Consider the following 17,019-nt stretch of genomic DNA (forward strand, 5'->3'; position numbering starts at 1 on the left):
CGTAACTTCGCCAATCTGCTTAAAAACAGCAGCGTTTTTTAATTACTATGACAAATTTTGAAGAAAACATTGTGGTACAAGGTGCCAGAGTACATAATTTAAAAAATATAGATGTTACTATTCCGCGAGAAAAACTAGTAGTTATTACTGGTTTATCTGGTAGTGGAAAATCGTCTCTTGCTTTCGATACTATTTATGCCGAAGGACAACGTCGTTATATAGAAACATTTTCGGCTTATGCCAGACAATTTTTAGGTGGTTTAGAACGACCAGATGTAGATAAAATTGATGGTTTATCTCCTGTAATCGCAATAGAACAAAAAACAACAAGTAAATCGCCACGTTCTACCGTTGGTACTATTACAGAAATCTACGATTTTTTACGTCTGTTTTACGCTCGTGCTAGTGATGCATACAGTTACAATACTGGCGAAAAAATGGTAAGTTATAGCGACGAGCAAATAAAGTCGCTAATTATTGAAAGCTATAAAGGCAAAAAAATAAATATTCTATCTCCTGTTGTACGTTCTAGAAAAGGACATTATCGCGAATTGTTTGAGCAAATTGGCAAACAAGGTTTTGTTAAAGTAAGAACCGATGGCGAAATAAAGGATATTGTAAAAGGTATGAAGCTGGATCGTTACAAAAATCATGATATTGAAATTGTAATCGATAGGCTAAAAATTGACGATACCATAGCAGACGATAAACGTCTTGACGAAAGCATAAACACTGCCATGTATCATGGTGAAGATGTTTTAATGGTAATCGATCATGACACGCAAGAAGCACGTTATTTTAGTAGAAATTTAATGTGCCCTAGCTCGGGAGTTTCATATCCAAATCCAGAACCAAATAATTTTTCGTTTAACTCACCAAAAGGTGCTTGCCAAAACTGTAATGGTATTGGTGATTTATACCAAGTTAACGAGAATAAAATAATACCAGACGATAGCTTATCTATTAAAAATGGCGCTTTAGCACCTCATGGTCCAGAAAAGAAAAGTTGGATTTTTAAGCAGTTAGAATTAATTGCTGAACGCTTCAATTTTAAAATGACTGATGCTTACAAGGACATCCCAAAGGAAGCAAAACAAATTATATTATACGGTGGAAACGAAAAATTCTCTGTCGATAGTAAAACATTAGGCGTAAAAAGAGATTATAAAATAGATTTTGAAGGCGTTGCTAATTTTATTGACAGTCAATACCAAAATGCAGAATCTACTTCATTAAAGCGCTGGGCAAAGGACTATATGGACAAAGTAAAGTGTCCTGTTTGTGAAGGTTCGCGCTTAAGAAAAGAATCGCTTTACTTTAAAGTCGCTGGAAAAAACATAGCCGAATTAGCCAATAAAGATATAGTTGATTTAGCCGAATGGTTTGATGGTTTAGAAAAAGACCTATCAGAAAAACAAATAAAAATTGCCGAAGAAATTATAAAAGAGATTAGAGCGAGACTTCAGTTTTTACTAGATGTTGGCTTAACGTATTTATCTTTAAACAGGAGCTCAAAATCTTTGTCCGGTGGTGAAGCACAGCGTATTCGTTTGGCAACACAAATAGGGTCTCAATTGGTTGGTGTTCTTTACATTTTAGACGAACCAAGTATTGGTTTACACCAACGTGATAACGAGAAACTAATTAATTCTTTGGTTGCACTTCGCGACATTGGAAATTCTGTTATTGTTGTCGAGCACGATAAAGACATGATAGAACGTGCAGACCATGTTATAGACATTGGACCAAGAGCAGGAAAACATGGTGGCGAAATTATTAGCCAAGGCACACCAAAACAATTATTAAAAGAAAAAACGTTAACTGCGGAATACCTTAACGGTAAAAAGAAAATAGAAATTCCAGAAAAACGTAGAGAAGGCAATGGCAAGTTTATAGAATTAAAAGGTTGTACAGGAAACAACCTTAAAAATGTTTCTGTAAAATTACCTTTAGGTAAAATGATCGGTGTAACAGGTGTTTCAGGAAGTGGAAAATCGACATTAATTAACGAAACCCTCTATCCTATTCTTAACGCCTACTATTTTAATGGTGTTAAAAAACCAATGCCTTACAAAAGCATAAAAGGCTTAGAGCATTGCGATAAAGTTATCGATATTAACCAATCACCAATTGGTAGAACACCAAGAAGTAATCCTGCAACATATACAGGAACTTTTGGTGAGATTAGAAGTCTTTTTGCTAAAATACCAGAAGCTATGATTCGTGGTTACAAACCAGGTCGTTTTAGTTTTAATGTTACTGGTGGACGTTGCGAAACCTGTAAAGGTGGAGGTTTACGTGTTATAGAAATGAACTTTCTGCCAGACGTTTATGTAGAATGTGAAACCTGCCAAGGCAAACGTTTTAATCGCGAAACTTTAGAGATTAGATATAAAGGAAAAAGCATTAGCGATGTGTTAAACATGACTATTAACGAAGCTGTTGATTTCTTTGAAAACATACCCAAAATTCATAAAAAACTAAAAACCATTAAAGATGTTGGTTTGGGCTATATTACGCTTGGACAACAGAGTACTACTTTATCTGGAGGAGAAGCACAACGTATAAAGTTAGCCACAGAATTAAGTAAACGTGATACTGGAAATACTTTTTACATACTAGATGAGCCAACAACAGGCTTGCATTTTGAAGACATTCGTGTGCTAATGATTGTATTAAACAAACTTGCAGACAAAGGCAATACTGTTTTAATTATTGAACATAATCTAGACGTTATTAAAACGGTAGATTATATTATAGATGTTGGTTACGAAGGTGGCCAAGGTGGTGGACAAATAATAGTTAAAGGTACACCAGAAGAGGTTGCAAAACACAAAAAGAGCCATACCGCAAGATTTTTAAAGAAAGAATTGAATTAATTTTTGCCGTAATCTATTTTAATAGTGCTTTATAAAATTGTTAACATAAATACTCAATAATATTTATTAACTTTATTTTATTAACCATAAAACTAAATTTATTATGAGAAGTATTCTTTGGCTTGTAGCCGTTGTATGTATTATTATTTGGCTCTTGGGATTTTTAGGAGTTATGCCAGGAATGGACGGAAATAGTTTAATACATATTCTATTAGTAATTGCTGTAATAGTAATTTTATACAATATTATTTCAGGTAGGAAACCTTTATAAACAAAAAATTAAATTAAATATCTCAAAGTGAGCCTTAAACGGTTCACTTTTTTTTTGTAATAATTTAACAGAATTAAATGCATTCAATACGGTGTAGTACTATAATTTCTCTTAAATTTGTTTGTTTGGTTTTTTTCAAAAATCAATTAACTTTTAAAATATCGCTAACGCGTAAACACATAATAAACTAATATGAGAGAAGAGAAACACCACAAAGGTTGGAACGAAAATAAAACAAATGATTCATGGGCAATCTTCAAAATTATGGGAGAATTTGTCAATGGATTTGAAAAAATGAGCCAGATAGGACCATGTGTTTCTATTTTTGGATCTGCAAGAACAAAACCAGATCACAAGTATTACAAATTAGCAGAAAGCGTTGCAAGAAAAATATGCGAAGCAGGTTATGGCGTAATTACTGGAGGTGGACCAGGTATTATGGAAGCAGGTAATAAAGGAGCACATTTAGCCGGAGGAACTTCGGTTGGATTAAATATAGAATTACCTTTCGAACAGCACGACAATCCTTATATCGATAGCGATAAAAGCTTAGATTTCGATTATTTTTTCGTTCGTAAAGTAATGTTTGTAAAATACTCTCAAGGTTTTGTAGTAATGCCTGGAGGTTTTGGAACTTTAGACGAGTTATTTGAAGCCATCACTTTAATCCAAACTAACAAAATTGAAAAATTCCCTATCATTTTAGTTGGTACAGATTTCTGGACTGGATTAATGGGTTGGATAAAAGAAACTATGTTAGGTAAGTTTTCGAATGTAAGTGCAGGTGATTTAGATTTAATTCATTTAGTCGATACAGAAGATGAGGTGGTAACTATTTTAGATGCATTTTATAAAGAATCAGGTTTAAGTCCTAATTTCTAAAAAAGATGTAGTCTTTTTTATATAAATTTAAAATACCTCTAATTCATTTTTTTCATTACTCTAAGTTGTAATAGCACTTATGCACAGGAAAACTTTAGAGCAATGTTATACAACTTGCTTAATTTTCCTTTGCCATAACGCAGCTTAAAGATTAAACGAATTAGAGGTTATTTTAATCAATTATAAACCAAACTTATTAATGTTTGGTAACTTAATAGTACAAGTGGAGCAAACACCGTACTGAATAGGATAAAACACTGACAGTAATCATGTTATAACTATTAAACATGAATAGCAATATCACTTTTATTGATCCAAAAACTGTATTGGTGGCTAACACACTAACATAAACAATGTAGGTGTCTTTTTGTAGAATTTACAACATCTTTAGGTGCTACTTCTAGGTCGTTTTACTGATAGGTTTTATTTCAACATCAGGAAATACCCAAAACAATTCTAAGATACAATTCCTAAGCAATCACTGTAATTTTTTTTTTAGAATAATGCTATAAATTCTGTAAATTACTAGCGAATAGAACATAATTTTATTTTTAGAAATGCTTTATACAATTTTAGCGACCATCTTCCCGTTACTTATAATGCTATCACAACAGAAACCATTGTGTAATGATGAGTTTGAAGAGCGTTTAGAAGTTTTAGCAACTAATATTACTAAAACACAACTTAAAATAATAGTAAATAGAAACCCTACTTTTACTAATTACGTAACTATCTATAATACTATAAGACAACTAATAGAATCCGTTTCTATTGTTAATAATGAAGAATTAAATGTAAATACAACTTCATATTCAAACGGAATGTATTATGTTGCATTAAATGAAATAAATGTGAAACCTTTAAAATTTATAAAAGTCAATTGAATCTAAATTCCGCTTCTGTCTTACTGTGTCTCCTCTTATGTTTTTCCGCTTTTAGCCAAAACAAAATAGATATTAATGCTACTTTCGATGTCGAGAATAAAAGTATCGGTATTGAACAAACTATAGAATATTTTAATGTTTCAAACGTAGCATTAGACACCATTTATTTAACAGATTGGAGTCATAGTTATTCAGCTAAAAACACACCTTTAGCAGAGCGCTTTGCGGAAGAATTTAAAAACACATTTCATTTTGCAAAAGAAGAAGATCGTGGTTTTACAATTCTTAATTCAATAAAAGAAGATAATATTGAAGTAAATTTCTCTCGCTTAGAAAAGCATCCAGACATTATTAAAGTAGCCTTAAACAAGTCATTATTACCTAACGAAAGCTACACCCTTAAACTTAATTATACAGTACAAATTCCTAATGATAAATTTACGCGTTACGGTATTACAGACGAAGGCGATTATAATTTGAGGTATTGGTATATTACTCCTGCAGTTTTTAATGGTGAATGGAAATATTTTAGTAACAAAAATTTAGATGATGCTTATGTACCAAAAGCAGATTTAATCTTAAAAATAAATTACCCAAACAACTATACTTTAATAAGTGAATTAGATGAAGATACCACTACAGACATTAATGGTAATTCTACAAAACTAACTATCCTTAAAGGAAATAATAGAATTAATTCTAAGTTGTTTCTAAACAAAAGAGACACTTATAAAACGGTTGAGACCGATTATTTTATAGTTGAATCTAATATAGATGAAGAAAATTTAAAACCTGAAGAAATTGCTATTGCCACAGATAAAATTGCAAGTTTCATCACTAAAAATCTAGGCGATTATCCGCATAAAAAAGTCCTATTAACAAAAATTGATTATAAGAAAAACCCGATTTATGGTTTAAACTTGTTACCCGATTTTGTACGTCCCTTTTCTGATGCTTTTCAATATGAATTAAAAATATTAAAATCTACTTTACATAATTATCTTGAAAACACATTATTACTAAACCCAAGGGAAGACCAATGGATAATAGATGGTTTACAAACGTATTATTTAATGAAATACGTTGAAGAAAACTATCCTGACATGAAAATTTTAGGAAAACTTGCCAATGTTTGGGGCGTTCGAGCATTTCATGCTGCAGACTTAAAATTTAACGATCAATATAATTTTTTATACATGCATATGGCACGTTCTAATATAGACCAACCATTAGACATGCCTAAAGATTCATTATTAAAATTTAATAAGAACATAGCAAATAAATATAAAGCAGGTGTTGGCTTAAAGTATCTTGATGAATACATGGATTTTAATTCCATGAATAAAATGCTTACTCAGTTTTTAAAAGAAAACAAATTAGAAACTACAACTTCTGAAGCATTTAAAGACTACCTAAAAGGACATACAGAGAAAGATATTAATTGGTTTTTCGATGATTATGTTGGTAGTAGTAAAAAAATAGATTTCAAAATCAAATCTGTAGAAAAAACGGAAGATTCTTTAACAATAACGATTAAGAACAAAAAGGATCATTTAATGCCTGTGTCATTATTCACTATTAAAAATGATAGTGTTATATCTAAACAATGGATAGAAGGTTTTAAAGGCTTTAAAACTATTACAATTGCAAATAATGATGCAGATAAACTAGCCTTAAATTATGACACTACTATTCCAGAGATAAATTTAAGAAACAACTGGAAATCTTTAGGAGGTTTTTTATCGAACAATAAACCGCTTCAATTTCGATTGTTTAAAGATATTGAAGACCCTAATTATAGCCAAGTATTCTTTATGCCTGAATTCGCTTATAATTTTTACGACGGTTTTTCTCCTGGATTAAAACTATATAACAAAACAATCTTATCTAAGAATTTTTTATATAAACTAAGCCCTAAATACGCAATAAAAAGCAAGCAGATTGTTGGTAGTGCATCTGTTAGTTATGCAGACAGAAAAGACAACTCCCGCAACTATTATACTAAATATGGAATTGGAGGAGAATATTACAACTACGCTCCTAACCTCTCTTACACATCTTACACACCTTACGTAGATTTTAGATTTAGAAATCCAGATAATTTAAGAGATAATAAAAGAAGTTCATTGAGCTTTAGGTATGTAAATATCGACAGACAAGTAGATCCTACCGGAGAGTTTGAAACCGATGGCGAACCCAAATACAGTATTTTCAATGCAAAATACGGACAAAGCGATCCTAACTTAAAAAACTACAGCTCTTGGAACACAGATTTACAATTAGCTAAAAACTTTGGAAAACTAGCCGCAACCGCAGAATTCAGAAAATTAACAGAAGGCAATAGACAGTACAACCTGCGCTTATATGCAGGAACCTTTTTGTATAACAAAACTTATGAATCTACAAACTTCTTTAGTTTCGCTTTAGACAGACCAACAGATTATTTGTTTGACTACGATTATATTGGTCGCTCTGAAGAAGCAGGATTGTTAAGCCAACAACTAATTGTTTCTGAAGGTGGATTTAAGTCTCAATTAGAACCGGCATTTGCAAACCAATGGATTACTACAGCCAACACGAGTACAACCATTTGGCGCTATATTATGGCCTATGGTGATTTGGGTCTGGTAAAAAACCATAACAGAAGCCCAAAATTTGTTTATGATTCTGGAATCCGTTTAAACTTAGTTGAAGACTATTTTGAACTCTATCTACCTGTCTATTCTAATTTAGGATGGGAAATTGGTCAACCAAATTACGACCAAAGTATTCGTTTTATTGTTACACTTTCTCCTAAAACACTGCTTAAACTATTTACTAGAAGATGGTATTAAATATTTAGGTAATTCTCAACCTATTTTTTTAAAATTGATTATATTTCAATAATTCGCAACAAAACATCTATAATATTAAATATTTATCATTTTTTTAAGATGTTTTGATATTGCAAAAATCAGAATAATTCGCTAAATTTGTGATTCAAAAAACCGACATCTATGAGCACAAATTCAGACTTAAAAAAAGAGCTATCATTCAATGATTTTAAAACACAAGTTTTAAAAGATTATAAGATTGCTGTAACAAGTCGAGAATGTAGCTTACTTGGTCGTCGTGAGGTTTTAACTGGAAAAGCCAAATTTGGAATTTTTGGAGACGGAAAAGAAGTACCACAATTGGCATGGGCAAAAGCTTTTGCTAATGGTGATTTTAGATCTGGCTACTACAGAGACCAAACTTTTATGATGGCTATTGGAGCTATGGATATCCAAACTTTTTTCTCTGGTTTATATGCCAATACCGATTTAGCTTTAGAGCCAATGTCTGGTGGTCGCCAAATGGGAGGCCATTTTTCTACTTTTAGTTTAGATGAAAACGGTAATTGGAACGATCTTACAAAACAAAAAAATTCAAGTGCAGATATTTCCCCTACAGCAGGACAAATGCCAAGACTTCTAGGTTTGGCACAAGCCTCTAAAATCTACAGAAATGTAGAAGGAATTAATACTGCCAAGTTTTCGGATAAAGGAAACGAAATTGCTTGGGGAACTATAGGTAATGCAAGCACAAGTGAAGGCTTGTTTTTCGAAACTATTAATGCAGCAGGTGTTTTACAAGTACCAATGGTTGTTAGTGTTTGGGACGACGAATATGGCATTTCTGTACATGCAAGACACCAAACTACAAAAGAAAACATTTCTGAAATCCTAAGTGGATTTCAACGCGATAACGAAGCTAAAGGCTACGAGATTCTACGTGTAAAAGGTTGGGATTATGTTGCGCTTATTGAAACGTATCAAGAAGCTGCAAAAATTGCAAGAACTGAACACGTACCTGTTTTAATACACGTAAACGAATTAACGCAACCTCAAGGTCACTCTACTTCTGGTTCTCATGAACGTTATAAAGATAAAGAACGTCTTGCTTGGGAAGCTAAAACTGATTGTAATGTACAATTGCGTAAGTGGATGATTGAAACTGGAATTTCTACAGACGAAGAATTAAATACCATAGAAAAAGGAATTAAAAAAGAAGTTCGAGAAGGCAAAAAAGCAGCTTGGAATGCTTATTTAAATCCAATTTTAAATGAACGTAATAAAATTTCTGAAATACTAACTCAAGTAGCTGTATCAAGCTCCAATAGAGTCTTTATTGAAAAAATTAATAACGAAATACTTGCTATTTCAGAACCTAATCGTAAAGATTTAGCTTCAGCAGCAAGACGTGTTTTAAGATATTTAGTTTCTGAAACTTCTGAAGCCAAAACACAACTAATACAATGGATAGACACTTATTTTAATACTGTTCAACCAAAATACAGTTCTCATTTACATAATGAAACTGCTTCGGCAGCCAAACATATAAAAGAGATTAAACCAATCTACGATGATAGTAATGAAGAAGTAGATGGTCGTGTGGTTTTAAGAGACAATTTCGATGCCATTTTTAACAAGTATCCGCAATCATTAATATTTGGTGAAGATGCTGGAAATATTGGAGACGTAAACCAAGGATTAGAAGGTTTACAAGAAAAGTATGGAGAGTTACGTGTTGCAGATGTTGGTATTCGTGAAGCAACAATTATTGGTCAAGGTATTGGTATGGCAATGCGTGGTTTAAAACCAATTGCAGAAATTCAATATTTAGATTATATTATGTACGCGCTTCAAATAATGAGCGACGATTTAGCTACTGTACACTATAGAACAAAAGGTCGCCAAAAAGCACCATTAATCGTACGTACTAGAGGACATAGACTAGAAGGTATTTGGCATTCTGGATCGCAAATGGGTGGCGTTTTAAACTTAATTCGTGGTATTCATGTTTTAGTTCCAAGAAACATGACTAAAGCTGCTGGTTTTTATAATACTTTATTAGAAAGTGATGAGCCTGCTTTAGTTGTAGAGTGTTTAAATGGTTACCGATTAAAAGAAAAAAAGCCTACCAATTTTGGAGATTTTAAAACACCAATAGGTGTAGTAGAAACTGTAAAAGAAGGAAACGACATTACAATACTCTCTTATGGTTCTACACTTAGAATTGTACAAGATGTTGCAAAGGAATTATTACAAGTTGGTATTGATGCAGAAATTCTTGATGCACAATCTTTATTACCTTTCGATATAAACCATGATGTTGTTAAGAGTTTAGCAAAAACAAATCGTTTAATGATTATAGATGAAGATGTTCCTGGAGGTGCTTCAGCTTATTTGTTAGATGAAATAATAAATAAACAAAATGGTTATAAGTATTTAGATAGTGCACCAAAAACATTGGCTGCAAAACAACATAGACCTGCTTATGGTACAGATGGAGATTATTTCTCTAAGCCTTCAGCTGAGGATATTTACGAAGCTATTTATGCTGTAATGCATGAAAACAATCCAAATGACTATCCTAAATTGAGATAGTACTTTAGCATAAAAATAATAAAAACAGAGCGTTTACTTTTAGTAAACGCTTTTTTTATTATTTAAATTATGATGTGTATTGAAGGCTTTATTTTAGTTGACTTTGTAAAGAAAATAAGTTAATTAGGTTAATACCATTTATTACTTACTTCCTTAATTTCTTCTTTCGCATCCTCTATCATTTGTTCAGATTTATCAGCATATTGTACCATACCAAACTTATTGATAACCTCTGTTGAAATACCAAGAAAATTGAAACTTGTTAATAAAAAGGGTGTTGCAAAATTAACACTTTTATAAGGTTCAATTCCAAAATCGCTTCCACTTGTCATTAATACTAGAGCTTTTGTGTTTTCACATAACCCTTTAATGCCTGTTTCAGTATATGTAAAGGTTTTTCCTGCTTGTATAACCGCATCAAACCAAGCTTTTACTGTTGCAGGAACTGAAAAATTATACATAGGACTTGCCAAAACAACAAAATCTGTATCCAGTAATTGTTGCATCATTTTATCATTTTTAGATAAAACTTTCTGCTGTTCATTTGTAAGTTCTACACCTCCAAAGTTTCTATTTACATAAAGGTTTAAATTCTCTTTTAATAATAAATCTGGAGCTTCTTCTGCTAAATCAACAAATGTTATTTCTGTTTTATCTTGATTATTTTCTATGAAGAAATCAAGCATTTTTTTTGTATTTGAGTTATCTCGTGGAGTATAGCTTAAAATTAATGTTTTTTTCATTTTTAATATTCTTTATATGAGTATGAACAAATTTATATTAAATTTACTATAATATATATACTACTATACTAAAGTATACCAGTATACTTTAGTATAGTAGTGTTATTAAAGCAAATCTTAAATGAATAAAACAGACACTTATACACCTACAGAATGTAAAAAATTTATTCTTCCTGTTCGTGATGTTATAGATCTAATTGGAGGAAAATGGAGATTACCTATTATCATAGCGCTTTCGTTTAAAATTCACAGATTTAAAGAATTAGAGCGCCAAATTGAAGGAATAACTCCAAGAATGTTATCTAAAGAATTAAAGGAGTTAGAAATAAATGGATTAGTCAATAGAGAAGTATTTAATACTATGCCTGTATCCGTTCAATACAGTCTTACCGAATATGGAAAATCATTAGATAAAGTAATTGAAACAATGAGAGATTGGGGCTTAACCCATAGAAACAAAATAATTAGTGAATAAAAAATATACATAACAAAGTATAAAAAACATAGGGCATTTGTATTAATTCCAAAGGTCTGTGTTTATTTACAAATTCCGTTAAATATAAAATTAGGTATTTAAATGAAAAATAAGAGCAAAATATTTATATTTAGCTAAGTAATAAACCGAAACGAAAGTACTTATTTATTGTGCCCTACGTTTCTTATATTAAACGTAAACGAACCTTCCCAAATCACTAAAAATCAAATCCTAAAACTAATATTTCATTTTAAGTTCTAAAACATCAAAAAATGCTAACAAAAAAAGATAAAGTTCAACTAAGAGGAAATATTTTTAGACATCTTGATGGCATTGCAACTGCAACCACAGTGTTTTCGTTACACAAAAAAGGTGTTTTAACTTTTCTGTTGAAAAACAAAACAGTAGAACTCTCTAAACTAGTATCACATTTTAAAGCCAATGAAGGTTATTTAAATGTTGCACTTCGAGTACTCTGTTCGCAAGGTTGGCTGGAACAAGAATTAGATAACAAAAACAATACAGTTACCTATTCTACTAATAAAAACAGCGGAACTGCATTTGCACTTGCACACCTTTACGAAGATGCTGTAACTATTTTAAACTATGCAGTACACTTTCCTGCCGAACATATAAGAAGTGATGCCTTTATTGTTTTAGAACGTGTTTTTAAAAAATACTGCGATAACTACGGGTTAAACACTCCGGAAGAAAACACAACAGAGCATCAAGTTTTAAAACATATTGAAGGTTGTATTGTTGCTCCAATTACCGTAATGTTAGGTGTTAATGGCCTGTTTCATAAATATTTTATGGAGGCTTCTTTTTCTGCCGAAGAATATCATAAAGATCCTGAAAGTTTTAAAAAAATATTAGATTTCTTAAGTTATTTAGGATGGTTTAAAAAGAAGAATGGAAATTACCAATTTACAGATCAAGGTTTGTTTTTTGCCAAACGCGCTTCTGCATACGGTGTAACTGTTTCTTATTTACCTACATTTTTACAGTTAGACGAATTACTTTTTGGTAATCCATTGGTTTTAAAATCTGCAGAAGGAGAAACTGAAAAACACGTTCACAGAGAAATGAATGTATGGGGATCTGGTGGAGCACATTCTACTTACTTTAAAGTAATAGACCAGGTTATTATTAAGCTTTTTAACAAGCCCATAGACGAACAACCAAAAGGTATTCTAGATATGGGTTGTGGTAATGGCGCTTTTATTCAGCATATATTCGAAGTTATCGAACACCAAACGCTACGTGGCAGACTACTTGAAGAGCATCCGTTGCTACTTGTTGGAGCCGATTTTAATAAAGCTGCACTAAAAGTAACCAGAGCCAATTTAATTAAAGCCGATATTTGGGCAAAAGTAATTTGGGGAGATATTGGTAGACCCGATTTATTAGCAAAAGATTTACGCGAAGATTATAATATTGAACTTAAAGATTTACTTAATGTTCGCACCTTTTTAGATCATAATCGTATTTGGGAAGCTCCAAAAAAACCTACAAATCGTGTAAGTAATTCTTCAGGTGCTTTTGCTTATAAAGGCAAACGCATCAGTAATAATTTAGTTGAAGATTCTTTATTAGAACATTTACAGAAATGGAAGCCTTATGTAGAGCAATTTGGATTACTAATTATAGAATTGCACACAATAAACCCAAGGTTAACAGCTAAAAATATAAGTAAAACTGCCGCAACTGCATACGATGCTACACATGGTTATAGCGATCAATATATTTTGGAGGTTGATGTCTTTAATAAAGTAGCAGAAGAAGCTGGATTAAAACCAGATGCAAACCATTTTTCTAAATTTCCAGATAGCGATTTAGCAACAGTAAGTGTAAATTTGCTAAAAGGATAAATTTATGATAAATGAAAACGACCTAACCACAAGAGATTGGCTTGCCATAGAACGTACTAAACTTGCCAACGAACGCACGTTTCTTGCTTATTTTAGAACGTTTGTAGTGTTCTTAGGTTCTGGAATAACAATACTTAAACTAGAATTCTTAACAGAGCTTAAAAGCCTCGGGATAGCCTTATTAATAATGGCGCCAATAATTTTGTTAATTGGATTAATACGCTTGTTCAAAGTAAAAAGTACAATTAAGAAACATTATAAAGTCTAATACAATATAGAATGATACACTTAATAGTTGGTAATACAGGTGCAGGAAAAACCACCTATGCCCATAAGTTACGTGAAGAAAACCAAGGCATTGTTTTTTCTATAGACAAATGGAATAACCGCTTATTTATGCTAGACAAGACTAAAGATAGTGGTCTAGAATGGATGCTGGAACGTATTGATAGAAGTGAGACTTTAATAGAACATTATATCCTTCAACTAGAGCATAATGGTATCGATTCTATTTTAGATTTAGGTTTTTCAAAATATACACACCGTGAAAAATTTAGACTATTCGCTTTAAAGAATACTATTGATTATAAGTTACATTATCTTGATATTTCAATAGACCTAAGAAAAGATCGTGTAATAAAACGCAACACGGAAAAAGGAATGACATACGAGTTTGAAGTAAAACTAGAAGACCTAGATTTTATGGAAACTTGGTTTGAAAAACCAAATCAAACCGAACTTAAAAAAGCGGTACATATTAAACTATAAAAACGTCTACATATGCAGACGTTTTATAATAAAACATGTGTAATACTAATGATTTAAGACTTTAAAAAATCTAATAAAATAGTATTCAACTCTTCTTTATGTGTCACATTTAATCCATGTGGAGCACCTTTTATAACTTTATAAGTAGCATTTTCAATGCCTTTAGCTGCTTGCTCTGCAGACGTCTCAATTGGCACTGTACCATCCGCATCACCATGCACTACTAGTGTTGGCACCTTTACATTTTTAAGCTCTGGTCTAAAATCAGTATGCATCCAAGCCAAAGCAGCTTCTATTGTTGCTCGCGGTGAAGCGTGTGAAGCGACACTAAAATCGTAATCTAAAACGGCTTGACTAATTCGCCCTGCTTTTTCATTCTCTTCAAAATTATAAAAGCCTTTATGGAATTCTTTTAAAAAACCAACTCTATCATTTTCTAATGCGTCTTGTATACCTTTTAAAGCAGACTCTGGTACGCCTTCCGGGTTGTCGCTTTTCTGTTTTACTAGTGGTATTATACTAGATATTAAGGCTGCTTTCTCAATTTTAGCATCTCCAAAATCGGTAAGGTAACGTACTACTTCTCCTCCGCCCATCGAGAATCCTACTAACACCGCTTTTTCTAACTTTAACGCTTCAATTATTGCGTTTAAATCACTTGCAAGGGAAGAATAATCGTAACCATCCCATGGAGAAGACGACGTACCAAAACCTCTTCTATCATAAGAAATACATCGGTAACCAGCTTCTACAATTTTCCAAACTTGGTGTTCCCAAGATTTACGGCTTAGTGGCCATCCATGGATTAATATTACTGGTTGTCCTTCTCCGTAGTCTTCATAAAATAAATCTACTGGTTCCTTACTTTTTGTATTTGTTATAAACGGCATTTTGATTGTTTTTAATTAATAATTCTTTTATTTCAAGGTTCTAGGCCTGATATTGAAAAGGTAATTAAATTCTAAATTAAAATCTGTTAAAGAATTTTTAATTGTGATAACTTTATACATTATATTAAAGCAAAATTTTTTAAATGAAAGCAGTTTCAGTAGTTACCATAAGAAAAGAGTTAAAACACAAGTCGAACGAAGAACTTGCAGAACTCTGCTTGCGTTTATCGCGTTTTAAAAAGGAGAATAAGGAACTACTCACCTATTTACTTTTTGAAGCAGATAGCGAAGCTGGTTATATTGAAACCGTAAAAGAAGAAATGGATGAGCAGTTTGAAACGATAAACACAGACAGCTATTTCTATATAAAAAAGAGTGTTCGTAAAATTCTAAGAAACACTAAAAAATACATTCGCTATTCACTTAACAAGGAAACCGAAGTAGAGCTTCTACTCTACTTTTGTAAAAAGTTAAAAGCTATGAAGCCTTCCATTTCTAGAAATACAACACTAACCAATATTTACGATCGCAATATAGAAGCGATTACCAAAAAAGTTTTAAATCTTCATGAAGATTTGCAGTACGACTTTAATATGGAATTGGAAGACCTATAAACACACTCAGGATCTAGCTTAAAAACTTTCATTTTATAATTCAGAATAAAGCCAGTCGTTCTTATTATTGTTTTTACTTTTGTAAGGAATTAAAACGAACTCAAAGATGTTGGATTATGTAGTAATTGGTGGAGCACAAGCAGGATTATCTATGGCTTATCATTTACAGAAGATGAATAAAAAGTTTGTAGTTATCGATGGCGAAAACGAAATTGGTGCTTCATGGCTAAATAGGTGGGATTCTCTAAAACTATTTACACCCACCGAATACAATCATTTACCAGGTTTAAAGTTCGACGCACCAAAAGGACACTACCCAACTAAAGTTGAAGTTGCCAACTATTTTAAATCTTATGTAAAGGAATTTAATATTCCTGTGCAATTAAACACATTAATTACATCTGTTCGTAAAACTGAAAAAGGATTTCATATTACACATAAGGATGGAGAAATTAAAGCTAAAAACGTTGTTATAGCCACTGGTCCATTTCATATTCCATATACACCACCTTGCCATACTAAAGTGTCGGAAAACACATTGCAAATGCATAGTAATTACTATAAAACTGCAGACCAATTACAAGAAGGAGATGCCTTAGTTGTTGGTGGAGGAGATTCTGGATATCAAATATTAAACGAGATTTCTAAAAACGAATCTAGAACGGTATATTTCTCTGGAGATACTACCGTAAGATCATTACCACAACATATTTTAGGTAAAACATTGTGGTGGTGGTTTACATTGGTTGGTTTTTTAAGTTATAGTAAATACAGCTGGATTGGTAAGAAAATTAACTCCTCTACACAGCCAGTAATTGGTACAGATGTAAAAGGGATTCTTGCCAGAAAAAATGTAATCGCCGTTGGAAGAACTAAAGATGCTTTAAATGATAAAGTTATTTTTGAAAACAAGAAAGTGTCTAGTATTAAAAATATTATTTGGGCTACAGGTTATCGTCCAAATTTTAAATGGATAGAAGGTTTAGAGTTAGATGCTAATAGCTACCCAAAAAACCATAGAGGAGTAAGTAATATAAAAGGTTTATACTTTATTGGCCTGCCTTGGATGTATACTCGTGGATCTGCCACTTTAGGAGGTGTTTCTAAAGATGCTAGTTATTTAGCTAAGGTTATGAGTGGTGGGGAGTAATTTTAAAAATAAGCCGTTTAAACATAAAATAACGCGCTTAAAACTACTTGATATTAATCTAAAAACGAATAATCAGTATAACCTCTTCCTTTTCATACACTAAATAAAATGTGTTTCTTGCCAATCTTATTCATTTTGACATGCAACACCATTTATCAAATAAAAGAAACCTAATAACTTGGTT

Annotated in this window: 14 protein-coding genes; 12 read left to right on the forward strand and 2 right to left on the reverse strand. The window is 31.9% G+C overall.

The genetic code is table 11. The features are described 5' to 3' along the window. The first annotated feature begins 47 nt into the window (after positions 1-47). The 6 genes from uvrA (at position 48) to ASC44_RS04460 (ending at position 10,324) form a co-directional block, all read left to right on the forward strand. Complete coding sequence (gene uvrA, locus ASC44_RS04435; protein WP_055446411.1) at positions 48-2,879, forward strand: excinuclease ABC subunit UvrA; 2,832 nt, start codon at positions 48-50, stop codon at positions 2,877-2,879. A 103-nt stretch (positions 2,880-2,982) separates the two neighbouring features. Next, a complete protein-coding gene (locus ASC44_RS17860; protein WP_055446412.1) occupies positions 2,983-3,150 on the forward strand; it encodes a lmo0937 family membrane protein in 168 nt (55 codons plus the stop codon). A gap of 192 nt (positions 3,151-3,342) precedes the next feature. After that, positions 3,343-4,032 (forward strand): LOG family protein, encoded by a 690-nt coding sequence (locus ASC44_RS04445; protein ID WP_055446413.1) that lies wholly within the window; start codon positions 3,343-3,345, stop codon positions 4,030-4,032. Between the two features lie 557 nt (positions 4,033-4,589). Then, a complete protein-coding gene (locus tag ASC44_RS04450; protein WP_152973267.1) occupies positions 4,590-4,916 on the forward strand; it encodes a hypothetical protein in 327 nt (108 codons plus the stop codon). Continuing rightward, positions 4,913-7,750: a gluzincin family metallopeptidase gene (locus ASC44_RS04455; protein WP_055446415.1), complete on the forward strand. Its 2,838-nt coding sequence runs from the start codon at positions 4,913-4,915 to the stop codon at positions 7,748-7,750. The genes ASC44_RS04450 and ASC44_RS04455 overlap by 4 nt, the downstream gene beginning before the upstream one ends. 162 nt (positions 7,751-7,912) lie before the next feature. Then, complete coding sequence (locus ASC44_RS04460; protein WP_055446416.1) at positions 7,913-10,324, forward strand: alpha-ketoacid dehydrogenase subunit alpha/beta; 2,412 nt, start codon at positions 7,913-7,915, stop codon at positions 10,322-10,324. A gap of 128 nt (positions 10,325-10,452) precedes the next feature. On the opposite strand, the gene ASC44_RS04465 is transcribed toward ASC44_RS04460, so the two are convergent. Continuing rightward, positions 10,453-11,067, reverse strand: coding sequence for an FMN-dependent NADH-azoreductase (locus tag ASC44_RS04465; RefSeq protein ID WP_055446417.1), 615 nt, complete (start codon positions 11,065-11,067; stop codon positions 10,453-10,455). 121 nt (positions 11,068-11,188) lie between these two features. Between ASC44_RS04465 and ASC44_RS04470 the strand changes: the two genes are divergently transcribed. From ASC44_RS04470 to ASC44_RS04485, 4 genes are all read left to right on the forward strand, one after another. Beyond that, positions 11,189-11,542 carry a winged helix-turn-helix transcriptional regulator gene (locus tag ASC44_RS04470; protein ID WP_055446418.1) on the forward strand — a complete coding sequence of 118 codons (354 nt, stop codon included), beginning with the start codon at positions 11,189-11,191 and terminating at the stop codon, positions 11,540-11,542. Positions 11,543-11,814: 272 nt separating this feature from the next. Further along, positions 11,815-13,413 (forward strand): class I SAM-dependent methyltransferase, encoded by a 1,599-nt coding sequence (locus ASC44_RS04475; RefSeq protein WP_055446419.1) that lies wholly within the window; start codon positions 11,815-11,817, stop codon positions 13,411-13,413. Between the two features lie 4 nt (positions 13,414-13,417). Further along, positions 13,418-13,681, forward strand: coding sequence for a DUF202 domain-containing protein (locus ASC44_RS04480; protein WP_055446420.1), 264 nt, complete (start codon positions 13,418-13,420; stop codon positions 13,679-13,681). A gap of 11 nt (positions 13,682-13,692) precedes the next feature. Continuing rightward, positions 13,693-14,181 (forward strand): P-loop nucleotide/nucleoside kinase family protein, encoded by a 489-nt coding sequence (locus tag ASC44_RS04485; protein ID WP_055446421.1) that lies wholly within the window; start codon positions 13,693-13,695, stop codon positions 14,179-14,181. Positions 14,182-14,234: 53 nt separating this feature from the next. Here ASC44_RS04485 and ASC44_RS04490 read toward each other — a convergent pair whose 3' ends face one another. Then, a complete protein-coding gene (locus ASC44_RS04490) occupies positions 14,235-15,071 on the reverse strand; it encodes an alpha/beta fold hydrolase (RefSeq protein ID WP_055446422.1) in 837 nt (278 codons plus the stop codon). Between the two features lie 143 nt (positions 15,072-15,214). Here ASC44_RS04490 and ASC44_RS04495 point away from each other — a divergent pair, with 143 nt between their 5' ends. Beyond that, positions 15,215-15,685, forward strand: coding sequence for a hypothetical protein (locus ASC44_RS04495; RefSeq protein WP_055446423.1), 471 nt, complete (start codon positions 15,215-15,217; stop codon positions 15,683-15,685). Between the two features lie 106 nt (positions 15,686-15,791). Beyond that, positions 15,792-16,835: a flavin-containing monooxygenase gene (locus tag ASC44_RS04500; RefSeq protein WP_055446424.1), complete on the forward strand. Its 1,044-nt coding sequence runs from the start codon at positions 15,792-15,794 to the stop codon at positions 16,833-16,835. Positions 16,836-17,019: the final 184 nt, after the last annotated feature.

Origin of the sequence: Lacinutrix mariniflava (assembly GCF_001418015.1) — a bacterium.
Taxonomy (GTDB): Bacteria; Bacteroidota; Bacteroidia; order Flavobacteriales; family Flavobacteriaceae; genus Lacinutrix; species Lacinutrix mariniflava.